This window comes from Cerasicoccus maritimus (assembly GCA_031296935.1).
Taxonomy (GTDB): domain Bacteria; phylum Verrucomicrobiota; class Verrucomicrobiia; order Opitutales; family Cerasicoccaceae; genus Cerasicoccus; species Cerasicoccus maritimus.
In genome coordinates this window covers 214517-237212 of sequence record JAVDPD010000004.1, presented here as the reverse complement: position 1 = coordinate 237212, position 22696 = coordinate 214517, and the positions used below count along the sequence as shown (strand labels likewise).

The window sequence follows — 22696 nt, the reverse complement described above, 5'->3', positions numbered from 1 at the left end:
GGCAGCTTATCATTTGCCTTATGCTGCTCGGGCCGCTAACGGTAGGCGCGGACTGGAGTTTCCTCAAAAACGTCCAGACTCAAAAGGGCGACAAACAGATTGCCGCCGCCAAAAAGGCTATCGAAGCAGGTGACTATAAAGACGCCTTCCTCAAACTACGCACTGGCGTGCACTATGCGCCCGATAACTTGGAAGGGCGTCTGTTACTGAGCGAATTCTACGTCCATCTCCCCGGACTCCGCAACCTCCCGAAAGCCGAAGAAATCCTCTCCGAAGGACTACCCTACGCAAACGGTAATTATGAATACTTCCAGCGCTATATCCAGCTACTTCTGGATCAGCAGAAAGATCAGGCTGTTATTGCGTTCGCACAAGAGGAACTTCAAGCAGAGCAACCACCGGCCATAAAAAAGCTCTTGGCCAGCTCAATGGCCACCTCTCTCTTCTATCGCGGCCAGTTCGACGCTGCGCAGGCCAGCATTAGGCAGTATCAACTCGCGGAAACGACCGATGGCCTCCTGCTGTCTGCCAAAATCGCCAATGTGCGTGGCAATGTCGCCCAAGCCATATTGCTACTTGAGGACGCCCTCTCACACAACCAGTACAAACGCGATGCGCTCTATGCCGACCTCACCTACTATTGCCGTGAGCCACACCCAGCCAAAGCCCTCAAATACGCCCGCCTGAGAGCCGCAGCAGCACCCGAAGACACCGGCGCCCAGATTGATCTACTCTACACCCTCAGCATGAATGGCGATACAAAAGAGGCGCAAGCACATGCCTCAAAGATACTTAAGCAGTTCCACGAAGACCAGAGAGCCCTCATCATGCTCGCCAACGTCGCCGCAGATGAAGGGCAGCCTGCTCTCTGTAAGCAAGTCCGCCAAACCGCGCTTAAGCTAAAAATGGACCCTGCCCCCTTCGAGCTCCTCGCCATTGAAAGCGACATCACCGCGAAGAATTACCAACAGGCCCTCACCGACTGCAAAGCGATCACCATAACCAAACCAGAGTGGCTCACGCCAGCCGACCAAGGGATTTTTAACGCCCTAATCGCCGTCGCCAACACCGGTGCGGGCAACGATGAAGCCGCCGAGGAAGCTATCGACGCCCTGATGGACGATCCCTACCTACGCGCCGAATCCCTGAACGCCATTGCCCGCCGCTTCGAGAACCTGGGCCACGTGGACACCGCCCTGCGCATCGCCCAGAAGGCTCATCAAGAAAACCCGTCACACCAGAGCGCGCTGACTGTGTTAATCGATTTGGAAATCAAAACCGGGCAAACCGAACAACTCAGCGAGCATATCGCCCAGCTGCTCACCATGCGCCACGGCAGAAACGATATCCTCGCTGAGGCCTACGCCACGCTCAGCGCGCAGCCCGGTCCCAGAACCCCAGCTGAAACCCAAACCCTGCAAGCGCTCAAAACGCGGCTGGAGCCAACCAACGCACGCTAGTCACCCCTACTCCGCTTGCGGCCTACGGCGGATGACGGCGTTGTAGAGCGCTTCGCGCAACTCGGGGATGCCCTCTTCGCTGAGGCAGGAAATCGGCACGATTTTCAAATCCTGATGCGCCTGGCGGAAGCGCTTCAAGTTTTCCGCCGACGGCTCTTCGTCCATTTTGTTGGCGATGATGATGCGCTCGCGGTCAGCCAGCTCATCCTCATAAAGTTCCAGCTCGCTGCAAAGCTGTGCGTAGTCCTCCAGAGGGTCGCGGTCTTCCTCGCCCGACATGTCGATCATAAACAGCAGGATGCGGCAGCGCTCCACGTGGCGGAGGAATCGGTGCCCCAGCCCACGGTTTTCGTGGGCGCCTTCGATCAGCCCGGGAATGTCCGCAATGGTCATCCGCTCGTAGGTGTCCGGGAAATGCAACACGCCAACGCTGGGCGTCAACGTGGTAAAGGCGTAGTGGCCGACCTTGGGCTGATTCTTGGTCAAAATCCCCATGATGGATGACTTGCCCGCATTCGGGAACCCCACCAAGCCACAATCAGCAATCGTCTTGAGCACCAGGCGGTATTCGCCCTCCTCGCCCGGCTTGCCAGGGGTAATCTTACGTGGGGCCTGATTGACTGAAGATTTAAAGACCAGGTTCCCCAAGCCGCCGCGACCGCCATTGAGCAAAATGATTTCCTGATCGTGTGCGAGAAGCTCGCAGACCATCTGCCCGCTCACCACATCAAACACCTGTGTGCCCAGCGGCAGACGGAGGCGCTTGTCCTCCCCCCAGGCGCCGTGCTGGTCTGAGCCACGACCGGGCTCGCCGTTTTTGGCCTTGGCGTGCGGCATGTATTTGTAGTCGACCAAGTCCGCAGTGTTTTCATCGCCAACGAGCACCACATTACCGCCACGCCCGCCGTTGCCCCCATTGGGGCCGCCCATGGGCTCATACTTCTCGCGGCGAAAGCTCAGGCAGCCATTCCCACCATCACCCGCTTTGAGTTTCACTGTTACTTCGTCGACAAACATAGCGGCTTAAAATGAGGTTAAAGAATAAAGTTTAAAGGTTAAAGATACGCGCCCTCATCATCCGTAAGGAAAAACCGAGATTATCGACAAACCTGCTGTAACCTTCCACCCCATGCCCAAACCGCATCCCTACGACTGGCTCATCGAACCAATCGCCGAGGACCCGTCCTTCGTCCGCAAACCCATGTTTGGCGCAGTCGGCTGCTACCTGCGCGGCAAAATGGTCTGCGTGCTCGCCGCCCGAGAAAAGCCGTGGCGCGGACTGCTCATCACTGTTGAACAGTCAGAGCAGCGCTCCATCCTCTCGGATTATCCACAACTGACTCCCCACGAAGTCCTGCCCAAGTGGCTTTACCTGCCCGAAGAGCACGACGACTTCGAGCCCGTGGCCGAGGCCGTCATCGAAGCCATTCGCCAAGGTGATCCGCGATTCGGCGTCATCCCGCCTCCCCGAAAGCGAAAGGCAAAAAATGCGGCCCGCAGAAGACCGCTCTAGGGAGCGTTTTCAGCATCCCATATCCGCCACGGCGCCAGCTCCAAACTATTACCGGCCGGATCGCGAAAATACAGCGATCGGGCACCATTTGGCCAGGTGAACTCCATCTCCACGGCCACGCCGTGCTTGGCCAACTGCTCACGCCAAGCGGGAAACTCAGCGTCGTCCATGCGAAAACAGATGTGACCTGGGCCCGTAGCCCCGTGGTCCGGCAACTCATGCGCAGCACCGTCGCTGGCCCGCGGATCAAAAATCAGCAGCATCGCCTCGGTCATTTTATAAAACACAAACTTCCCCGCCTCTTTGCTAAACAGCTCCAGCCCCAGCACCTCGGAATAGAAGTGCTCGGCGGCAGCTAGGTCGTCCACGTAAAGGCAGGTTTCAATGATGTGACTCAGCGGCTTCATCACTGCCTTACATTTGGCAAAAAACATCACGTGGCAATCGCAACCAGCCAGCATCCCGCTAGACCGCAGCATCTCGCTCTGGGGTGAGCTTGTCGAATCCCTGGACCGGGGAGATTGGCGCAGGGTGCCAATGCCACTCCGTCGAGCGGCTAGCTTGTAAGCGTCGCCCTACCTTTTGCCGTCAGCATGGGGTGCGGCGCGGGGACGCGCCTGCGCTACCTCAGACTTTGCACCTGCAAATACGGCCTTCCGGCCAATCGCCCATTTTTCCAGCCATTCGGAGTTTTCATTCACTCCTGCTGTGCTAGGTTATCCACATGGCAGACCCCTTACGCATTGGCATCATCGGCGCGGGCGCGAATACCCGCAGCATGCACATTCCTGGCTTTCAGGCTATCGATGGCGTGGAAGCCGTCACCATCGCCAACCGGACGCCCGAGTCCGCGCAGCGCGTAGCCGACGAGTTTGGCGTCCCACGCATCGCGAAGCGCTGGCAGGACGTCATTGAAGACGACGCGGTCGACGCCGTTTGCATCGGCACCTGGCCCTACCTCCATGCCGAGGCGACCATTGCCGCCCTCTCCGCCGGCAAGCATGTGCTCACCGAGGCCCGCATGGCGATGAACCTCGATGAGGCCAAGCAAATGCTGGCTGCCGCAGGCTCCAAGCCCGACTTAGTTGCGCAAATAGTCCCGGCCCCCTTTACGCTCGAATACGACGCCACCGCCCAGCGCCTACTCCGCGAGCTAGGGCAAGTGCGTCAAGTCCGTCTCGTCCACGTGGGCGGCGCGGCTGCCGACCCCACCTCACCCCTTACCTGGCGTCAACGCACCGACCTTTCCGGCCACAACATCATGACAATGGGCATCATGTTCGAAACCGCCCAACGCTGGCTCGGCCAAGGGGTCGACGTTGACTGGGTACAGGCCGACGCCACGACCGTGATCGACGAGCGCCCCACCGCCATTGGCCAAGGGCGTGCCCCAGTCACCATTCCCGACAGCCTGAATTTTATCGGGCGCTACAACAACGGCGCCCAACTCCTCGGCCATTTCTCCTGCGTCGCGAGCGGCTTCCCCGTTTGGCATCTCGACATCCAGTGCTCCAGTGGCAGCATTCTCTTCGATGTCACCGAGTCCAAGCTCTACCTGACCCACACTGGCGGCACACCAGAACCGGTCTCCCCCGACTCCGGCACAGCCATCGGTTGGCGCGTGGAGCAGGATTTCGTGGACTCCATTCGCGACGGTAAACCGGTCACCCTGACCAGCTTCGCTGACGGCGTCCGCTACATGGACTTCACCGACAAAGTCTGGGCGAGCATCCTGCGCGACCGGTAGGCTGCGTGCCGCTGCACCCAGTGATTTGCCCACTGGGCAAATGGCTTATCCAACTGTCTACGGTGGCGCGGATCGTCTCGATCCGCAGTTTCAGGCTTACGGCAAAAGGTAGGGCGCAGTCTCCAGACAAGCCGCCGCGTTGCCTCAAGGCAATTGAACCAACTTAGGTTTGACTACGCAACGCAGTTAATTCGTGTTATTTTGCATGGATTTAAAATGCCGCCGCGGCACCACCTGGAAAATCGTCATCCTCGCCATCGAATCAAGTATGCGCGCGGTTGAGGATCTGAGAAATCGGGCAGAACACCAACGAGAGAAGGTCGAAGATCTCCGCGAAGAACTAGCCGCAAGCAAGCGAAACGGTAAAACAGACGAAGCTCTCCAGGGAAAATTCGATGCCAACCGCAGCCTTTATTATTCAATGATGGAACGTTTCCAGGCAGAAATGGCAAGCGTCTCACTCACGACATCACCACTGCGGATCATCGACAAGGCTACCCCTCCAGTCCGCCCCTATAAACCAAACATCATGCTGAACCTTGCCCTACGCATTGCTATTCCAGCTGGCGTATTCATATTGCTCGCAACTCTGCTCTTTGCCTTTGGTAGCAAAAAGAACGACGCCCCGCCGCCGTTGCCACGCTGAGCAGAAGGCGAACGTAGCTATACACAGCGCCAACCCTCAGACGACCTGAAACACTAGCATTATATGATTACCTACTTAAAATGGGGCCTACGTGCCGCCCTACTTTTGGCTTTTGTCGGGATATTTTGGTTTACGCGCGTTGCCGAAGCCAACTTCAGAGATAGCTGCATTATTTTTGTCGCATTCGGCATTCCCGTGCTCGGGATTTACGCCTTTGCCGACATCAAAATCCGCTCGAAGCTTGATCATGTGCCTTTGGTCTCTGGAGGAACCTTGCAGCAAATGCATCTGGAGCCCGGCGGCATGTCAGTCAAACGCTCACTACCGGGAATCAACCCGGTGGACTTCACGATTTTCTATTTCGTGCAAGGCCTGCTGTGTAGCCTTAACCGCGATGGGCTTATCGCCAACATCGTCATGCACCCCTTTACTTACTGGCGCGGCAAGAGGACTTGGGGCTGTATTGTAAAGGCCAATAGCGAACTATACAACTACGGCATTGGCTCAATGCCCGCATTCATCATCTACTCAGACACTCCAGACGGCACAGCCGATCTGAATGAACTCGAGTATGCTGCCGACATTGTCTCACAGGCTCATTACGATGGCTCGCCGGAAATGGCGCAGTTGGCACAAGTCGTTCATGACGATTACTCGCGCGACCGCGGCGTGACCGTGCCTGCCGAATTTGGCCTCCGCTACCCCTATCGCGTGTCATCATTTTTCGTGCGGCGTGGATTTCTGCCAGACCGACGGATAACCCAGAACATCCTGCCGGTCCGCGTTGGCCAATCAGGCGTCGTAACGATTCTACACTACAAGCATTGGACCAAGGCGATGCGTGCGTATTGGCGCGGAAAAACCACCACGCAGACGGGGATGAGATCACTGGAAGAATTGGCTCAGTAGCAGCCTAGCAATTTCTACTGCGCCCTACCTTTTGCCGTCAGCCTGAAACTGCGGATCGGGGACGATCCGCGCCACCTCAGACAGTTGAAATAGCCGTCTGCCCTTCCGCCATTTGCGCAATGCGCAAATCTACCGGTCCAGCAGGATGCTGGCGAGGAAGTTGAGGAGGTAGCCGGTGGCGATGATGGCGATTGTGGTGACGCCGAAGAAGATCGCGATGAGCGGGAGCTTGATGATGCGGCGCAGCATGATGGCCTCAGGGAGGCTGAGGGCCGCCATCGCCATCATAAAGGCCAACGCCGTGCCCAGCGGGATGCCCTTTTCGAACAAGACCACGGCCACGGGGACAATTGCCGCGCAGCTGCCATACATCGGCACACCAAGGATGGTTGCGATTGGCACGCCAAAGATGCCAGTAGCGGCAATCATGTTTTGAATCACCTCTTGTGGCACGTAGTTGTGAATGAATGCGCCGATGCCCACGCCAACGAGGACCCAGAGCCAGATCTGCTTGATCACGTCGGCGGATTCGTCGAAGCCGAACTTGAGGCGGCTTTTCCAGGTGTATTCACGGACGACGTCTTTGTCCGCATCTCCGGCGAGCATATCTTGCTCAATGAAACGTTCGAGCTTCAGCCGACCAATAGCGGCGCCGGCGAACACGCCCACGAGCATCCCGCTGGCCACGTAGGCAATGGTGATCGGCAGGCCGAATTCGCCCACCATGAGGATGGCCAAGTATTCGTTGATAATCGGCGAGGTGACGAGGAAGGAAAACGTCACCCCGAGCGGCGCGCCGGCCTTGAGCAGGCTGATGAAAATCGGGATCGACGAGCAGGAGCAAAACGGCGTGACCGCGCCAAAAATCGCCGCCACGAGGTTGCCCCAGAGCCCGCCTTTGCTCATCCACTGCTTCAGCTTGTGCTCGGGCAGCCACGTGCGCACGACGCCGATCAGGAAGATCATCACCGCGAGCAGCAGGAAGATCTTGATCGTGTCGTAGAGGAAAAAATGGACCGCGCCCCCGAACCGGGATTCCGGGTCGAGGCCAATCCATTCAAAAACGAGGACGTTCAGCGAGTTTTCTAGCAGCATTTGCCGCCCTTACCATCGCCACCGCAGCAGCTTTGCTGCGCTTTGGCGTCGGCCTTTTCCTTCATCGAGGAATCGAGCTTGCTAATGATGCGGGTGAAAAAGCCTGGCTTGGCCTCTGGTTTCTTCGCTTCTTTTTCTACCTTTTGGGTGCTCATAGTGGTGATTTTGGAAAATGGCGGTTTAGGAAATTTGGTCCATGTAGTCGGGGGAGGTCTCGCAAAAGCGCTTCACGACCTCGGCGCGTTTGGCCAAGTCGACCTCAAAGCGGAGGCTCTCACCGGCGCTGTCTTGCAAGCACTTGAGGTTATCGAGGAGCAGCGGGTTATCGGCGTCGGCGAGGCGGTAAATCATCCACTGGGCCTTGCGCTCGCACTCGACCATGCCCTGCTCCTTCATGTAGCGGAGCTGCTTGGAAATCTTCACTTGGTCAGCATCGAGCACCTCCATGATGTGGCACACGCACAGCGGCCCTTCCTGCAAGAGGTTCAGGATGCGCAGGCGCTGCTCGTCGCAGAGGCACTTGTATATTTTGACGACTTCCATTGTTGCATATACCATCGACGGAATATGCCCCGCGCGCAAATCATTTTCGCAAATTTCTTGGGCGGTCGAATCGGCGCAAGAACGTCACCAATTTCCGCGAACAAATGTGCTTTCATCGTTTCCTAATACGCTATCGAGGGAAAAATACGCCAACTCAAGCAGCACCCCTGGGCCTTGATCCTCCTCGGCGCCGCCGGAGGGCTGTTCGTTGCTGCGTTTTGGGTGCCGGCGCCCACTTACCAAGCAATGGTGTCATTGCAAATTTGGCCTCAAAAAAATAGCATCTCAATGCTCGGCCCCAACGATGACGAAATCTGGAGCCGCAGGATCAAAGAAACGCGCAAGGAAATATACGCATTGGTCGCGAGTGACGAGCTCACTGAATCTACATCCCAAAGATGGCTCAAAGAGCATTACAGTATTTCTTACCACCGCCAAGAAACCAGCGATGAATTACTGAACGACCTTCGTGACGGGCTAAAACTTGAAATCTACCCGACGACAACTGTGTTTAGCCTTAACTACGAATCACCGCGCATCGACGATGCCGTCCAAATTGCCAACCTCTATGCCGAGGAGTTGCTCAATCTCCGCGTCAAAGCCGAAATCGAGAGAGGCCTTGAAGAAGTGGAAGGTCAGCGAAAATCGCTGTTTCAGAAGAGAGTTGACCTCGTCGAGCAACAGGAAGTTGTGCTCTCAAAGCTTAAGGCGCTCATGAAAACAGACCGGAGCACCGAAAAATATCATAGAGACTTCAAAAAACTCGAGGGAGAGATGCGTGACGTACAAGAAAAGTTACGCCTCAATCAGCAAGAGAGCGCCGATCTTTCGGCAGAATTCGTCGGCCCACGGCTCGTCTCCGCCGGCATCCGCCTAATCGACCGAGCCATGGTCGAGAACGCCCAAGTCATTCCCAATCGCCGCCCCTCGCTCATCGCAGGGGCCATTTGCCTGGTAGCGGCGTTTCTCACCCTATTTAAGAGGCCTCCAGCCCAGCTGGAGCCCGCCTAATACCGACCATAAATCATTTTCAGCATTCCGTCGTTTGAGTTCAATTGACGTCCGGATAAAATCACGGCATAACGCCTGCTTCAACGACGTTCCTGTTGTTAATTTTTCACCACCACCAACCAGCAACTATGCCCGCTACCAAAAAGAAAAAGGCGACCAAGAAGGCCGCCAAAAAAGCCGCTGCCAAGTCAACTTTCGCCATCGATACTTCGGTGGAGTTGTTCAAGAAGCGCATTGAGGAAAACCTCGTCCACGAACTGGCGCGTGACACCGAGACCGCCACGCCGCGCGACTGGTGGCTTGCGACCTGCCACGCCCTTAACGACCGCATCCTCGAGCGCTACATCGCCACTCAGGGCGTTCACAACGACACCAACGCCCGCCGCGTTTATTACCTGTCGCTGGAATACCTGATGGGCCGCCTGATGGAGAACAACCTCGTCAACTGCGGTATGTTCGACATCGCCGAAAAGGCGCTCAAGGAGCTCGGCATGGACCTGCGCGAGATCGGCGACGCCGAAGTCGACATGGGCCTCGGCAATGGTGGTTTGGGCCGCCTCGCCGCATGCTTCCTGGACTCCCTTGCCACGCTGGATTACCCGGCAGTCGGCTACGGCATCCACTACGAATTTGGCCTCTTCCGCCAGGAGTTCATCAACGGCCGCCAGCATGAGCGCCCGGACAACTGGCTCCAGCACGGCAATCCGTGGCACATCGTGCGCCCGGAATACGAAGTGCGCGTGCCGCTTTATGGCCACGTCGAATACAAGGCCAACGACGCGGGGGACTGGGCTCCGGCCTGGGTTGGCGCCAAGGAAATCGTCGGTGTGCCGTGGGATATTCCGATTGTCGGCTACGGCGCGCAGACCGTGAACTTCCTGCGCTTGTGGGAATCCCGCGCCTCGACCGAGTTTGACCTCGAGGCCTTCAACCGCGGCGGCTACACCGAAGCAGTCCGCGAAAAGGCGATCAGCGAAACGATCAGCAAAGTCCTTTACCCGAACGACGCCACCGAGTCCGGCAAGGAGCTGCGCCTCGTCCAGCAATACTTCTTTGTCACCTGCTCCCTGCACGACATCATCCGCCGCTTCAAGAAGAAGAACAGCGATTGGGAGGACTTCCCGAAGAAGGCCGCCATCCAGCTCAACGACACCCACCCCGCCGTGGCCGTCGCCGAGCTCATGCGCATCCTCATCGACGAAGAAAAGCTCGACTGGGACGACGCCTGGGCAATCTGCCGCGGTTGCTTCGCCTACACCAACCACACCCTACTGCCCGAAGCGCTCGAGAAGTGGTCCGTGCCGCTATTTGAGAAGGTCCTGCCGCGCCACCTGCAGATCATTTACGAGATCAACCGCCGCTTCCTCGAAGACGAAGTCGAAGCCAAGTGGCCCGGCGACGGCAAGAAGAAGATGGAGCTCTCCATCATTGAAGAAGGCACGCCCAAGATGATCCGCATGGCCTACCTGGCGGTTATCGGCAGCCACACGGTCAACGGCGTTGCCGCGCTGCACACCGAGCTGCTCAAGGCTCACCTCTTCAACAGCTTCGACAACCTCTATCCCGGCAAGATTCAGAACAAGACCAACGGCATCACGCCGCGTCGCTTCCTGAAGGCCTGCAACCCGGAACTCTCCGCCCTTATCGACGAAACCATCGGCGATGGCTGGCCGATGGACTTGGATATGCTCCAGGGCCTCACCAAATACGCCGACGACAAGAAGTTCCAGGAGAAGTTCATGAAGATCAAGCGGGACAACAAGGTCGTCCTCGCTGAAATCATCGAGAAGGACTGCGGCGTCAAGGTCAGCCCCGACGCCCTGTTCGACATCCAGATCAAGCGTCTCCACGAATACAAGCGCCAGCACCTACAGCTCCTGCACATCCTGACGCGCTACAAGGAGATCCTGCAAAATCCGGATGGCGACTTCGTGCCACGCGTCATCATCTTCGGCGCCAAGGCTGCTCCGGGCTACGTCCTGGCCAAGGAAATCATCTTTGCGATCAACAAAATCGCCGACAAGGTCAACAATGACCCGCGCGTGGGCGACAAGCTGAAGGTGGTCTTCTTGCCGAACTACCGCGTATCGCTGGCCGAGAAGATCATCCCGGCCGCCGACCTCTCCGAGCAGATTTCCACCGCTGGTAAGGAAGCCTCAGGCACCGGTAACATGAAGCTCGCCCTCAATGGCGCGCTGACCATTGGCACGCTCGACGGCGCCAACGTGGAAATCGGCGAAGAAGTGGGCGACGACAATATCTTCATCTTCGGTCTCACCGTTGAGGAGGTGGAGCGCCTCCGCGCCTCGGGTTACAACTCCTACAATTACTACAACAGTAATGGCAACCTGAAGGCCGCGCTCGACTGGCTCGCCTCGGACTTCTTCACGCCGGGTGATCCCAACGCACTGGCTCCGACCCGTAACAGCCTGCTCGACGGCGGCGACCCGTTCCTGGTCTGCGCTGACTACCAGGCCTTCATCGACGCCCAAAAGCGCGTGGACGACGCCTTCCGCGACACCGCTAAGTGGGCCAAGATGGCGATCATGAACACCGCCTGCGTCGGTAAGTTCTCGAGCGACCGCACCATCAATCAATACGCCAAGGAGATCTGGGATCTCAAGGCCGTCACCGCATAAGCGTCGGCTAAGCATCATTTCCAAGCCCCGCTTGCCTAGTGCGAGCGGGGCTTTTTTGTGGGCTAGTCGACCGTGCGAGGAGTCCATTGCAAATGTATATAAAGGTAGCGGCCAGCGTCCCCGCTGGCCACGATACAGGCGGGAAGCAAAGCGTTATCCTGAAGCTTATATTTGCTCTCAATGTTTAGCGCGGACCGATTCGATCTTTCTCTCTGTTCCAGGCTTGGCCAGCGGGGACGCTGGCCGCTACCCTTAGAGTGGTCGCATAGCCATTTCTCACAGAGCAAATCTCTGGGTCCAGGGATTCGGCAAGCTCACCCCAGGGCGGCACGCTGGGTTCCACGTGGAACAATTTGAGACGAGTCAGTTCGAGCTGAGGATGTCCATGAGCAGCTTGAATTTCCAGACGCCGACAAGAATCGCGCCCAGCACAACCACGCCCCAGATGATGATGGCGTCACGACTCATACCATGCTGCCCCAGTCCACTTCACGGTGGCGCTCGATGGCGCCCAGGAAGCGGTCTCGCTTTTCGATGTGCGGATTGTGCCCAGATTCATCGATTAGTTCGATACGCGCCTTGGGAAAATGGCGGTTGATGATGCGCCAATCCTCCGGAAGCACAAAACGCGACTGCCCACCGAGTATGTAGGTCGTAGCGCCGTTGAAAACATCACTCGCGCCAATCGAGTTTGCACGCATCACATCACGCGCTGCCGTGAGTGCGCGCAGATTGATGCTCCACTTGAAGGCGTCGCCTTCGCGGGCAAGATTGGTCAGGAGAAATTGACGCTGCGCCCAGTCGGGCACCTGCTCAGCCAGGCGCTCATCGGCGTCTTTACGGCTAGTCAACTCAGCGAGTGGCAGGGCGTTCATCGCGTCGAAATCCCGCTGGTGGTAGGGCGGGTAGTCGCGCGGGGCAATGTCCACAATGATCAGGCTCTCCAAGCTCTCCGGGGACTCCATCGCTACGCGCATGGCGACCTTGCCGCCAAGACTGTGGCCCAAAAGGCAGACTTGATCCAGCTCGTGCTCCTCCAGGAATTGCAGAACATCGGCAGCCATCTCACCGAAATCCATGGAGTCGCAGTGGGGCGAGTCGCCATGATTGCGCAAATCAAGCGCAAAGACTTCGTAATCTTTGACCAACTCCTTCGCGGCGCTCACCCAGTTTCGGGATGAGCCCAGGAGACCATGCAACAGGACAATGGGAGGATTACCCTCACCGCCAAAGTAACGGTAAGCTAATTTTTGGGGAGTCACGAGGCCAAGTTGGTAAAAGGGCGCTGAGCGTGCAACTTCATTCGGAGGCATGAATATTTATCATAGATTGAACAGATTAGCACATCTTATTCATTCGGTTGATACGGGCCTAGTTCATGCAATCCGCAATCGAATCAACGATCCGCGCGCTGACCGGCAAGGTGTCATCATCGCTGGATCGGTACTTACCGGTGCGCACAAGGCAACCCTGCAACCCGGCATTGACCGCCCCTACGATGTCACCGTTGACGTCGTCCCCGATCATCAGACAGTCCTTTGGCTCGTGACCAGTTGAATGCACGATCTGCAAAAAGAAGTCCTCGCTTGGCTTGCCCATAATGACCGCCTCCACCCCAGTGGCCCACTCTAGCGCGGCAATAAACGCCCCGGCGTCGAGCATCAATTGCCCGGCGTCCTTGAAGTATTTGTTGCGGCCTATACCGATCAGCGGCGCCCCATTCATACAAACGCGAAACGCATGGTTGAGCGCATCATAGTGGAGCCCCTCCCGGGCATCGCCAAGGACCACGCAATTCGGCTCATCTTCCGTGGCCAAGCCCTCAAAGTATCCCAAGATGGCCGGGTGCACCAAGCACAGTGGGCGTAGGTTGCGCGCGGCCACATAGTCTCGGGCAGCCCGGGGAGCGGCGTAGAGCTGCCCATCCTCCACAGGAAAACCGAGCCGCAAAAGCTTGTCACAGATATCGGTCTCGCTGCGAGTCGCAGTATTTGTCACGTATCGGACGACCTTGCCTTGCCTCAATGCGGCCTGCACGGCATCCACTGCACCGGGATATACGCTGTCCCCCTCATACAAAACGCCGCAGAGGTCGAAGAACACCGCCTGGCAATCCGAAAACATGGTTGGCTACTGCTTACAGCTACCATCATACCCAATGCTGCGTGTTTAGCAAACTCCTTTACGGCTTACTGAATATAGTAGCCTGCTACCTGCCAATCCGCCTTGACCGTCAGCGGGTCGTCTACTACTGGGACCGGGTCGCCATCGGAATTGATCAGCAGCGGCGTAATGATCTCCACCACGGGCTCCTCCCGGTTGGCAAACTTCGTTTTATACTGGATCATCACGTAATGCGCATCTGGCGAACCAGGCAGGCGCACGGTGTAAAACAAACGCATGAGCTGGCGCTTCTCAACGGCCCCCAAGTCTTCACGGATTTTCTCCAGAGCCTTCACAAACTCCTCCCGCGAGATCTGGATACGGAAAAACGGCGCACTGCGCGCCCAGGCTTCACCATATTCGCCCTTGTCCACAACGGCTAACCAAGCATCGGCCTGCTCTCGCGCCGCGAGCTCCACGGTTGGCGCGGCACGGAGCGCGTTGGTGGCGCTGAAGACAATAGCCAGGCAAATTAGCGAGAAGAAAGACCTCGTGCGTTTCATAGCCGCATGGTTGTGATTAAAGTCTCAAGGATAAAGGTTAAAGTAAGGGCATCAGAAATGGTGGCGCGGATCGTCTCGAACCGCTGTTCCAGCCTGGCTGGCATTTGTACACGCTGCGAATCCCTGGGTGCAGCGACACACTCGCCTAGAGCTCGGTGTATTTGTCGGAGCGCCCTTTGGCTTTCTCCACAGGATATTTGGTGGCGTTTTTGGCCATTTTGGCCTCGATTGCGGCAGTCAGGTCGATGCCGGTCACGTTGGCAAATTCCAAGGCGTAAATCACCACATCGGCCAGCTCATCTTCGATGTCGATGCGACGCTTGGGGTCCTGCGCGCGCTCCATCGAGGCCTCGGACTCGGTCCACAAGAAGTGCTCCATCAGCTCACCAGACTCCGCCGCCAGCGCCATGCTGATGTTTTTGGGCGAGTGAAATTGCAGCCAGTCGCGCTCTTCGGCAAAGGCGCTCACCTGCTGTTTGAGGTTCAGAACGGTGGCGGTGCTGTCTGTCATGCCGCTAGGCATAAGGGCTCATTGCGGAACTTGCAATGACGTAACGTGTCGGCATCATGCACACATGAAATTCCACCGTCCACTGTTTGCCCTGTTCACATTTAGCATCTTGGCTGTATCGCTCTGGGCCGAAACCGAAAAGACCAGCAGCCCGGACCTGAGCAAGATCGAGATGCCCGTCAACGGCGAGCTCGACCTGAGTGATCTCGTGGCGGCAAACCAAATAAGCAGTGGCGAGCTCCAGACACACGAACGCTTTGGCCAATACACCGAGGAGGAAATCGAAACATTCCTCAACCAATACGTTGGCGTCTGGGAAGGCTATTACAATATCCAGACTCTCCGCGGTCAAACCCTCACCCTCATGGAAACCCGCTCCACCTACGAGTGGGACCTTGTCGGCAAAACCCGCGTCCTCAAAAACCAAAGCGTCTACGCCTCCGGTGATAAAATCGCCTTTTCCGCCTCCCTCACCTATTTCTGGTTCGGTCGCGTCGTAACTGAGGTTGAGCAAGACGGCGTGAAGCGCATTTTCCTCGGCTACCTTTCGCCTGACGGTAAATCCATCACCTGGAACGTCGCCAACGCCGTCAACAAGCTCAGCTCCTCGACGACGGAAACCTTCACCCAAGTCGACGGTCGCCCAGCCATCCAAATCGAGGCTTACGAGGAAATACGAGACGCGATGTCCACAGGCACTATTGCCATGAAAGGTGAGCTCAAGCAGGTCGACCGGGAATAGCGAACAGGCACGAGCCTAATCCGATCTCCGCGGCAAAGCAGCAAGCTGCCAGGCCCGCAGCGCGCAGTAGAGCGAAAACAGCTCGCCACCGTAAAACTCCAGCATGCGCTTCTCGCCGTTGGCCAGATGCAGCTGGAGCGAAAGCATCTCCAAGTTCAAGCCCACTGGCACGCTGACAAAAGCCACCGAGCTTACATCTTCCTGCGTCAACTGGATTTCTGCGGACCTCCTGATAAAGCGCAGGCGATCCGGCTCAACCAACAGGTGTCGCTCACGCGGCATAACGGCGCATAGCACCGTGAAAAGACCACCCACACACAGGATCCCCCGCTCCCACCACTCGACTTCGGTCGAGTCCATGACCAACCCAAGAATTATCCCCGCGACTCCGCCCAGCAGCAATAGCACATGCGCCAGACCAGCCCGGCGACGGAACTCTCGTTGATCAGACTCGAACAAATCTGGCCGCTCCTTCTTTGCCCGCTTTATCACCTCCAACAGATCATGAGCCAGAATGGAAACGCTAACCCGCCCACACCTGCCAACTAGCTCTAGCCGTGTTTCCAAGCGGTTAAATCGGATCTCGCTTAGCTCACCCCAGGAAATGCGCTGACCAGCGCCCAACAAGGTGCGCTGCTCTAAGCCATCCTCGGTAACCAGCACCCGCACCCAGGCCAACCAAGCGAGCCACAAAAGCAGAAACGTAATAGCCAGGAAGCCCAACAACTCCTCTGGCTCAGAGTCCTCAATCCAGGCCTTTACGGCCAAACCACCCAAAAGCGAAGCAGCAAAAACAATCAACCAGCGTAAAGACGTTGGAATGCCGTAGGTTTGTCTGCTGGCAGCTGGCTCCATGCGTAATTATTTCTATCACTTAACAACCCGCAAAGTAACGAACCGGAGCCAAACGCCTACGCCTTCACCGCGATTAGAGACTGCCAGGACTCCATCATGTCCTGGAAAAATGAGCGCTCTTCCAGTGGCCATTCGGCCTCCTGCTTGATCGTCCACTGCGCGCTGGCCTGAATGTGCTCTACGGTCCAGGCGAAGTAGCCCTCGTGGTCGGTGCGATAGCAGAAGTCGGCATCAGGCGTGGTGATCTCCGCCAGGCGCTCAAGGAATGAAGCTTGAATCATGCGGTTCTTAAAGTGCCGCTTCTTCGGCCAAGGATCGGGAAAAAGCATGAAGACGCGTTCGAACAGCATCCCCTCGGGCAGCGCCTCAAGGAACTCACCCAACTCGGCCTTGAGGAAGCGTAGTTGGGCAAGGTCACGCTTTTCAGCTTTGGCGTTGCCCTTCTCAATGCGCTTCGTCACCAAGTCGATGCCCGTGCAAGCTTGCTCCGGGTTCGCCACCGCATAGGCGGTGAGGAAGTGGCCGTGACCACAGCCAATCTCGAGCACGCGGCGGCTAGCGCCACCCAAGTGCTCAGTACACCAGGCCCGTAGCCGCTCGATGCGTTCCGCGCGTTGCCGCAGCGCTTCTTGATATCCTTCAGACATGCAGTTGATGTGCTAGGCAGAACGCCGAAAGATTAAAGCAAAAAACGACGCCCCTCCCCTGCCCGACCGAGATGGACGTCCGGTTTGCGTCCACAAAACAGCCGACTACGCCATCGAATCCTGGTTGAGGAAAGTAAATGACGTCTTGAGCGGCGGTGGCTTGATCGGAATCCGACAAGTGATGCGTAAACCGCCCGCAGGCACATTGCCCGCTGCAACGGTGCCGCCATGCAGCTGCACGACATGCTTCACAATACTCAGCCCCAAACCGGTGCCTCCCAACTCACGCGAACGGCCTTTATCCACCCGGTAAAAGCGCTCGAAAATGTGACTCAAATCCTTATCGGGGATGCCGCAGCCATCGTCCTCAACTTCCAGCAGAAAGAAATTCCCATCGCGACTTGTCCTAACGGTGATGCGCGAGAAGCCCTTGGCGTAGCGCAAGGCGTTGTCCAACGTGTTTTGCAGGACCTGCGAAATCTTAATCGAGTCCACATTGACCCTGTCCAGCTCGGGGTCCAGGTCGCAGACGAGGGTTTGCTCATCAAGGTTCAGCCGTGGCAGGAAGTTCTCCGTGATGTCGTGGATCAGCTTGCGCAGTGAACACTCCTCGCGGTTCAGATTAATCGCCTCCCCTTCCAGACGCGAAAGCGTCAGCAAATCCTCCAAGAGCAGATGCAGACGCTCAACGTTCTTGTAGATCTTTTGCAGGAAGCGGATCTGCTCCTCTTTGCGCAGGTGCTCGTGGTCCTCGATCAGGGTATCCGTGAAGCCCTTAATGACCGTCACCGGTGTGCGCAGCTCGTGAGAAACGTTGGCCACGAATTCACGGCGGACGCTTTCGAGCTTTTTCAGGCGGGTAATATCGTGCAGCACGAAGAGGGTTAACGGCCGGCTCTCAGCGTCACTCTCCGGGATACGCGCACCGGTCACCTCCACGAACAAGCTGTCTCGTCCGCGGGTGATCTCGATCTCCTGCCAGGCTGGAGCAGATCCCTCCTCCGCCAACTCCATAAACTCCAGGAAGCCCGCGCTCTTGAGAATGCCTTCCATGCGGCGCCCTTCGCAATCACTCCCCAGCCCGAGCAATTGGCGCGCCGCAGAATTCGCCATCACCAACAGGCTGCGGTCATCCACGATAAGTACGGCCTCAGTCAGATTGCTCAGCGTGGTTTCAATTTGTCGAAGGTAGCCAAGCTCTTGCTTGGACGAACGCTCATGCTCGGCCAGTAGCTCATTGAGCTGAAGCGATAGTCGGTTTAGTCCAAAGTCCTGCGCCCAAGTCGCCTCCTCGTCAAACAAGTACGCGCGGCGGTCCTCAATCGCGTCCACCATCGCGCGCAATATCCTGCGCACCTTCCGATGGCGAAGGTAGAAAAATGCAGCCAGAGCCGCGAAAACAATGCTGAGAAAAATCGTCATGAACGGTGCGGGCTACTGCCCATCAACCGCACGGTAGCCGACCCCACGAACCGTTTCAATAATTCCTGCCTCGGAGCCTAGCTTTTCCCGTAAGCGGCGAATGTGAGTGTCCACCGTGCGCGTTTCAATGTCGGCCTCGTAATTCCAAACGTTGACCAGCAAATGCTCGCGGCTCTGCACCCGCCCCTTGCGCTCCATCAGCAAGCGCAGCAGCTTGAACTCAGTAGCGGTCAACTCAACGGGCTTACCAGACAAGGTCAAGCGGTGCTTCTCAATGTCGAGGGTGATGTTCGAAATACTCAGCGTACTACCCGGCTCTTCAGTGGGCCGCTCCACGCGACGCAGCACCGCCGAAACGCGCAGCAGCAACTCACGCGAATCAAAGGGCTTGCCGATGTAGTCGTCCGCACCAGTCTCCAGCCCCTTCACACGATCTTCAGCCTCGCCGCGCGCCGTGAGGAACACGATCGGGATATCGCACATGCTGGGGTCTGCACGCAACATCCGGCAAATCTGGATGCCGCTCAGTTCCGGCATCATGATATCGAGTATGATCAGGTCCGGTTGGAATTCCCGCGCCGTGCCCATGATCAAAAGCGGATCGTTAATCGTCGCGACCCTAAACCCTGCCTGGCGAAGTTTATACTCCACCAGTTCGGTGACATCGGGTTCATCATCGACAACAAGTATGCTTTTTTCACCTTCCTGGCTCATAATTGCCTTTTGAAATAGGAGAATCGAATGTATCTGGCCAATAACGAAAGTTACAACCGCCTCAAAACGGCCACAAAAGCGACTCAACCAAATCCACAAGTGCCTCTTGTAGAGCAGCTTAGTCGCCCATTTTCGCTTAGCAAATTCTCTGTTACAGACAAGCTACGGACATGTTACGACGATTCCAACCCCTAAATCGCCGCATTTCGACGCAAAACTACACGCCAATCACTTCAATGCGCCAGACTGCAAAGCGACCAACAAAAGGCTGATATCCGCCGGATTCACTCCGCTGATGCGACCAGCCTGCGCCAGCGTGGCAGGCTTCACCTCGTTGAGCTTCAGTGCGCTTTCCTTGCGCAGCCCCCTCACCTCCAGAAAATCGAGATCGCGCGGCACCCTCACCTTCTCTAGATTACGGAGCCGGGCAATGTGCTTCTCCTCGCGATCCAGGTAGCCCTTGTATTTCACGCGGTAAAGTGTCTCGCGCTGAATCGGCTCGCTGAGAGCCAGGAAATTTGGCGGCAACTCCACCTGCGAAAGATCATCATGCTTACGGACCATATCCCCCGCCAGGCCGCCCTTGATTCGGACGCGCTCCAGCTCCTGCATCCAGAAGCGCACCGCCTCAGCCTTGGCCTCAATCCGCGCCAAACGCTCGGCTTCCACCAAGCCAAACTGCTTAATCTTGTCGAGCAGTCGAATCTCCGCGCTCCCGTGATTAAACAAGAGCCGATGCTCGGCGCGGCTGGTAAACATGCGGTATGGCTCGCGGGTGCCCTTAGTCACCAGGTCGTCAATCAGCACGCCAATGTAAGCCTCATCCCGTCCAATGACCAGCGGCTCCTCACCGCGGATCTTCGCCACGGCATTCACGCCAGCAACGAGTCCCTGCCCTGCCGCCTCCTCATACCCCGAGGTGCCATTGATCTGGCCAGCAAAGAACAGGCCCTCGACCTTCTTCGATTCAAGCGACGGGAACAGCTGCGTCGGCGGTGCGAAGTCATACTCGACGGCATAGGCCGGTCGCAGCATGACGACATTCTCCAAACCACGGATGCTGCGCATCATCTCCAACTGCACATCGAACGGTAGGCTCGTGCTCACGCCGTTCACATACCACTCGTCAGTGTGGCGGCCTTCGGGCTCCAGGTAAACCTTGTGCGTGGCCTTGTCGGCAAACTTAACAAACTTGTCCTCGATGCTTGGGCAATACCGCGGCCCCACCCCTTCGATCTCGCCTGCGTAAAGCGCCGAGCGATGCAGATTGCTCCGGACTGCGTCCGCCGTGCCCTCGGTTGTCTCCGTGGTCCAGCAGCTCACCTGATCCTGCCCCGGCTGCCAACCCATCTTTCGCTGGCCCGAATGTTCCACGTGGAACAATGCTTCGACCGCAACAGAATCCTGAGGCAATTGTTCCACGTGGAACATTTCATCGCCGAGTCGAGTATCGTAAAAGCCAAACAAGGTCGGGTCCGCATCGCCATCCTGGCGCTCGCATTGCGAGAAATCGATACTAGAGCCGAGGATACGCGGCGGCGTGCCGGTCTTCAAACGCTGAAGCTCGATGCCTGCCTCTAGAAAGCTACCAGAAAGGCCGCGTGCGGAGAAGTCGCCCAAGCGCCCACCTTCATTCTTCTGATTGCCGATGTGCATCAAACCGCGTAGAAAAGTGCCTGTCGTTACGACCACCGTCTTGCCGTAGAACTCGACGCCGAAGCTGGTCTTCACCCCGATTACGCGGTCGCCCTCGAAGATGAGTCCCTCAACCATTGCCTGAAACAGAGTCAGGCTCGGCTGCAACTCCACGACGTGCTTCAAGCGAAACTGATAAGCCTTCTTGTCGCACTGCGCGCGCGGAGCCTGAACCGCCGGCCCCTTGGATGCATTAAGCAAGCGAAACTGAATCGCGGTTGTGTCGGTATTGACGCCCATCTCGCCGCCAAGTGCATCAATCTCGCGAACCATATGCCCCTTTGCCTGGCCACCGATAGCCGGGTTGCAGCTCATTTGGCCAATGGTGTCGACGTTACCCGTCAGCAGCAGCGCATCGGCACCACGGCGTGCTGCCGCTAGTGCCGCTTCGCAGCCAGCGTGGCCGGCGCCACAAACAATAACATCGTAGGGTTGGTTGGGTCCAAATTTGAGCGGTGGCTTCATTTTCCGATACAAAAGTTAGCGAAGAGCTTATCGAGCATATCCTCGTTGTCGACTTTTCCAATGACTTCACCAAAGCCAGCCAGCGCATCCCGCAGACCCGCAGCAGCCAGCTCGGCCGGGATGTCGTCTCGCAAACCCGCTCTGGCTCCATCAATCGAGGCACGTGCACGTGACAACGCATCCGCATGACGCGCCGAGACCATCAGGTCATCCGCAGCTGGAACCACGCGGTCCGCCTCCAAGGTTTCTGCAATCTTCGTGCGCAGCTCATCCAGAGCAATGCCTTGAGCCAACGACACACGCACCCGCGGATGCCCCGGAAGGACGTCTTGAAAAGTCGGGTGGGGCGGCAAATCCGTTTTGTTCTCCACTACGAGCACACGGTGCTCGGCAAGGCGCGCCTCAACAGCTTCCGGGAAATGGGGTGGGGGAACCGACTGGTCCACGACTACGAGCAAGAAGTCCGCGCCTTTGATCTGCTTGAGCGTGCGCTCGATACCCTGACGCTCAATATCACCCTGCGACTCACGAATGCCAGCCGTATCAACCAACTGAAGGCCATAGCTACCGATCATCACACGCTCGGTCAGGAAGTCACGCGTCGTGCCGGGCTCAGCGCTGACAATCGCGCGGTCTTCGCCCGTAAGCGCATTCAACAGGCTGCTCTTGCCCGCATTGGGCTCGCCCATGATCACCGTGCGAATACCCTCGTGCAGCAGCGTCTTATAATGGCTGGTTTCGATGAGTTCGCCGAGCTCCTGAGAAAGGGTGGCCAGACCAGCAACCGGGCCCGCCTGATCCTCGGGCGGCAAATCCTCTTCGGGGAAATCAATGTAAGCCTCGACTCCAGCTATGATCTCCAGCAAGCGATCCGTCATCGCCGACATGCGGCGACCAATGGATCCATCCAGTTGGCGCTGCGCAACCTGAAGCGCCTTCTCGCTTCGCGCGGAGATGAGATCCGTCACCGCCTCGGCCTGACTCAGGTCCAGCTTGCCATTCAGGAATGCCGTGCGCGTAAACTCCCCAGGTTCGGCCATGCGGCACCCGCGCGCCAGCAAGTCCTCAACCACCGCCTGCACAATCAGCGGGTTGCCATGCAGCGACAGCTCCAGGGACGGTTCGCCAGTATAACTGCGCTTATCTGCAAAATACAGCGCCAAGCAGCCGTCTAACACTTTGCCAGACAGCGACTTGTAATCACGCAAATGCGCCAAACGCGGGTTTTGGACCAATTCCGAGCCCAAACAGTCCGCCGCCAACTGCGGACAGAGTGGTCCAGACACGCGCACAACGGCGAGCGCGGACTCTCCGTAAGGCGTGGCTGGAGCGACGATGGTTTCACCTAAAGGCATGGCGCGGCATTAAAGCAGCGCAGGCGAAAAGTTCACGCAAAAACGGACTTCACACGTGCCA

The 22696-nt window shown here is 57.4% G+C and carries 23 protein-coding genes; 8 read left to right on the top strand and 15 right to left on the bottom strand.

The window, feature by feature from the left end; genetic code table 11:
* Positions 1 to 20: 20 nt before the first annotated feature.
* Positions 21 to 1460, top strand: coding sequence for a tetratricopeptide repeat protein (locus RBB62_RS04220; RefSeq protein ID WP_309397366.1), 1440 nt, complete (start codon positions 21 to 23; stop codon positions 1458 to 1460).
* A gap of 6 nt (positions 1461 to 1466) precedes the next feature.
* On the opposite strand, the gene obgE is transcribed toward RBB62_RS04220, so the two are convergent.
* Complete coding sequence (gene obgE, locus RBB62_RS04215) at positions 1467 to 2477, bottom strand: GTPase ObgE (RefSeq protein WP_309397364.1); 1011 nt, start codon at positions 2475 to 2477, stop codon at positions 1467 to 1469.
* A 112-nt stretch (positions 2478 to 2589) separates the two neighbouring features.
* On the opposite strand from obgE, the gene RBB62_RS04210 reads away from it, so the two are divergent.
* Positions 2590 to 2973 (top strand): hypothetical protein, encoded by a 384-nt coding sequence (locus RBB62_RS04210; RefSeq protein ID WP_309397362.1) that lies wholly within the window; start codon positions 2590 to 2592, stop codon positions 2971 to 2973.
* On the opposite strand, the gene RBB62_RS04205 is transcribed toward RBB62_RS04210, so the two are convergent.
* Positions 2970 to 3380, bottom strand: coding sequence for a VOC family protein (locus RBB62_RS04205; protein ID WP_309397360.1), 411 nt, complete (start codon positions 3378 to 3380; stop codon positions 2970 to 2972). The genes RBB62_RS04210 and RBB62_RS04205 overlap by 4 nt on opposite strands.
* A gap of 317 nt (positions 3381 to 3697) precedes the next feature.
* On the opposite strand from RBB62_RS04205, the gene RBB62_RS04200 reads away from it, so the two are divergent.
* The 3 genes from RBB62_RS04200 (at position 3698) to RBB62_RS04190 (ending at position 6275) form a co-directional block, all read left to right on the top strand.
* The gene (locus RBB62_RS04200) at positions 3698 to 4720 is read left to right on the top strand and encodes a Gfo/Idh/MocA family protein (RefSeq protein WP_309397358.1); all 1023 of its coding nucleotides are present in this window, start codon (positions 3698 to 3700) and stop codon (positions 4718 to 4720) included.
* Positions 4721 to 4925: 205 nt separating this feature from the next.
* Positions 4926 to 5366: a hypothetical protein gene (locus RBB62_RS04195; RefSeq protein ID WP_309397356.1), complete on the top strand. Its 441-nt coding sequence runs from the start codon at positions 4926 to 4928 to the stop codon at positions 5364 to 5366.
* A 63-nt stretch (positions 5367 to 5429) separates the two neighbouring features.
* Complete coding sequence (locus tag RBB62_RS04190; RefSeq protein ID WP_309397354.1) at positions 5430 to 6275, top strand: hypothetical protein; 846 nt, start codon at positions 5430 to 5432, stop codon at positions 6273 to 6275.
* A gap of 129 nt (positions 6276 to 6404) precedes the next feature.
* On the opposite strand, the gene RBB62_RS04185 is transcribed toward RBB62_RS04190, so the two are convergent.
* From RBB62_RS04185 to RBB62_RS04175, 3 genes are read right to left on the bottom strand one after another with little or no spacing between them, the layout of a single operon-like run.
* Entirely contained in the window at positions 6405 to 7370 is a 966-nt protein-coding gene (locus RBB62_RS04185) for a permease (protein ID WP_309397352.1), read from the bottom strand.
* Complete coding sequence (locus RBB62_RS04180) at positions 7361 to 7525, bottom strand: hypothetical protein (protein ID WP_309397350.1); 165 nt, start codon at positions 7523 to 7525, stop codon at positions 7361 to 7363. Before RBB62_RS04180 ends, RBB62_RS04185 begins: the two co-directional genes overlap by 10 nt.
* Before the next feature lie 25 nt (positions 7526 to 7550).
* The gene (locus RBB62_RS04175; RefSeq protein ID WP_309397348.1) at positions 7551 to 7913 is read right to left on the bottom strand and encodes an ArsR/SmtB family transcription factor; all 363 of its coding nucleotides are present in this window, start codon (positions 7911 to 7913) and stop codon (positions 7551 to 7553) included.
* Between the two features lie 174 nt (positions 7914 to 8087).
* Between RBB62_RS04175 and RBB62_RS04170 the strand changes: the two genes are divergently transcribed.
* Entirely contained in the window at positions 8088 to 8924 is an 837-nt protein-coding gene (locus RBB62_RS04170; protein WP_309397346.1) for a GumC domain-containing protein, read from the top strand.
* Between the two features lie 128 nt (positions 8925 to 9052).
* Positions 9053 to 11563 (top strand): glycogen/starch/alpha-glucan phosphorylase, encoded by a 2511-nt coding sequence (locus RBB62_RS04165; protein WP_309397344.1) that lies wholly within the window; start codon positions 9053 to 9055, stop codon positions 11561 to 11563.
* Between the two features lie 464 nt (positions 11564 to 12027).
* Here the strand turns inward: RBB62_RS04165 and RBB62_RS04160 are convergent, their stop codons facing one another.
* The 4 genes from RBB62_RS04160 to RBB62_RS04145 form a co-directional block, all read right to left on the bottom strand.
* Positions 12028 to 12876 (bottom strand): alpha/beta fold hydrolase, encoded by an 849-nt coding sequence (locus RBB62_RS04160; RefSeq protein WP_309397342.1) that lies wholly within the window; start codon positions 12874 to 12876, stop codon positions 12028 to 12030.
* Between the two features lie 58 nt (positions 12877 to 12934).
* Positions 12935 to 13687: a TIGR01458 family HAD-type hydrolase gene (locus RBB62_RS04155; RefSeq protein ID WP_309397339.1), complete on the bottom strand. Its 753-nt coding sequence runs from the start codon at positions 13685 to 13687 to the stop codon at positions 12935 to 12937.
* 65 nt (positions 13688 to 13752) lie between these two features.
* Positions 13753 to 14229: a DUF4019 domain-containing protein gene (locus RBB62_RS04150; protein WP_309397338.1), complete on the bottom strand. Its 477-nt coding sequence runs from the start codon at positions 14227 to 14229 to the stop codon at positions 13753 to 13755.
* A 145-nt stretch (positions 14230 to 14374) separates the two neighbouring features.
* Complete coding sequence (locus tag RBB62_RS04145; RefSeq protein ID WP_309397336.1) at positions 14375 to 14740, bottom strand: nucleotide pyrophosphohydrolase; 366 nt, start codon at positions 14738 to 14740, stop codon at positions 14375 to 14377.
* A 64-nt stretch (positions 14741 to 14804) separates the two neighbouring features.
* Here RBB62_RS04145 and RBB62_RS04140 point away from each other — a divergent pair, with 64 nt between their 5' ends.
* Complete coding sequence (locus RBB62_RS04140) at positions 14805 to 15482, top strand: hypothetical protein (protein ID WP_309397334.1); 678 nt, start codon at positions 14805 to 14807, stop codon at positions 15480 to 15482.
* A 15-nt stretch (positions 15483 to 15497) separates the two neighbouring features.
* Here the strand turns inward: RBB62_RS04140 and RBB62_RS04135 are convergent, their stop codons facing one another.
* From RBB62_RS04135 to mnmE, 6 genes are all read right to left on the bottom strand, one after another.
* Positions 15498 to 16337, bottom strand: coding sequence for a hypothetical protein (locus RBB62_RS04135; protein ID WP_309397332.1), 840 nt, complete (start codon positions 16335 to 16337; stop codon positions 15498 to 15500).
* A 56-nt stretch (positions 16338 to 16393) separates the two neighbouring features.
* A complete protein-coding gene (gene trmB / locus RBB62_RS04130) occupies positions 16394 to 16984 on the bottom strand; it encodes a tRNA (guanine(46)-N(7))-methyltransferase TrmB (RefSeq protein WP_309397330.1) in 591 nt (196 codons plus the stop codon).
* Positions 16985 to 17089: 105 nt separating this feature from the next.
* Positions 17090 to 18406, bottom strand: coding sequence for a sensor histidine kinase (locus RBB62_RS04125; protein WP_309397328.1), 1317 nt, complete (start codon positions 18404 to 18406; stop codon positions 17090 to 17092).
* Positions 18407 to 18418: 12 nt separating this feature from the next.
* Positions 18419 to 19120 (bottom strand): response regulator transcription factor, encoded by a 702-nt coding sequence (locus RBB62_RS04120; RefSeq protein ID WP_309397326.1) that lies wholly within the window; start codon positions 19118 to 19120, stop codon positions 18419 to 18421.
* 228 nt (positions 19121 to 19348) lie between these two features.
* Positions 19349 to 21280, bottom strand: a complete 1932-nt coding sequence (locus tag RBB62_RS04115; protein ID WP_309397324.1) for a tRNA uridine-5-carboxymethylaminomethyl modification enzyme MnmG/GidA — start codon at positions 21278 to 21280, stop codon at positions 19349 to 19351.
* The gene (mnmE, locus tag RBB62_RS04110) at positions 21277 to 22635 is read right to left on the bottom strand and encodes a tRNA uridine-5-carboxymethylaminomethyl(34) synthesis GTPase MnmE (protein WP_309397322.1); all 1359 of its coding nucleotides are present in this window, start codon (positions 22633 to 22635) and stop codon (positions 21277 to 21279) included. The genes RBB62_RS04115 and mnmE overlap by 4 nt, the downstream gene beginning before the upstream one ends.
* Positions 22636 to 22696 lie beyond the last annotated feature (61 nt).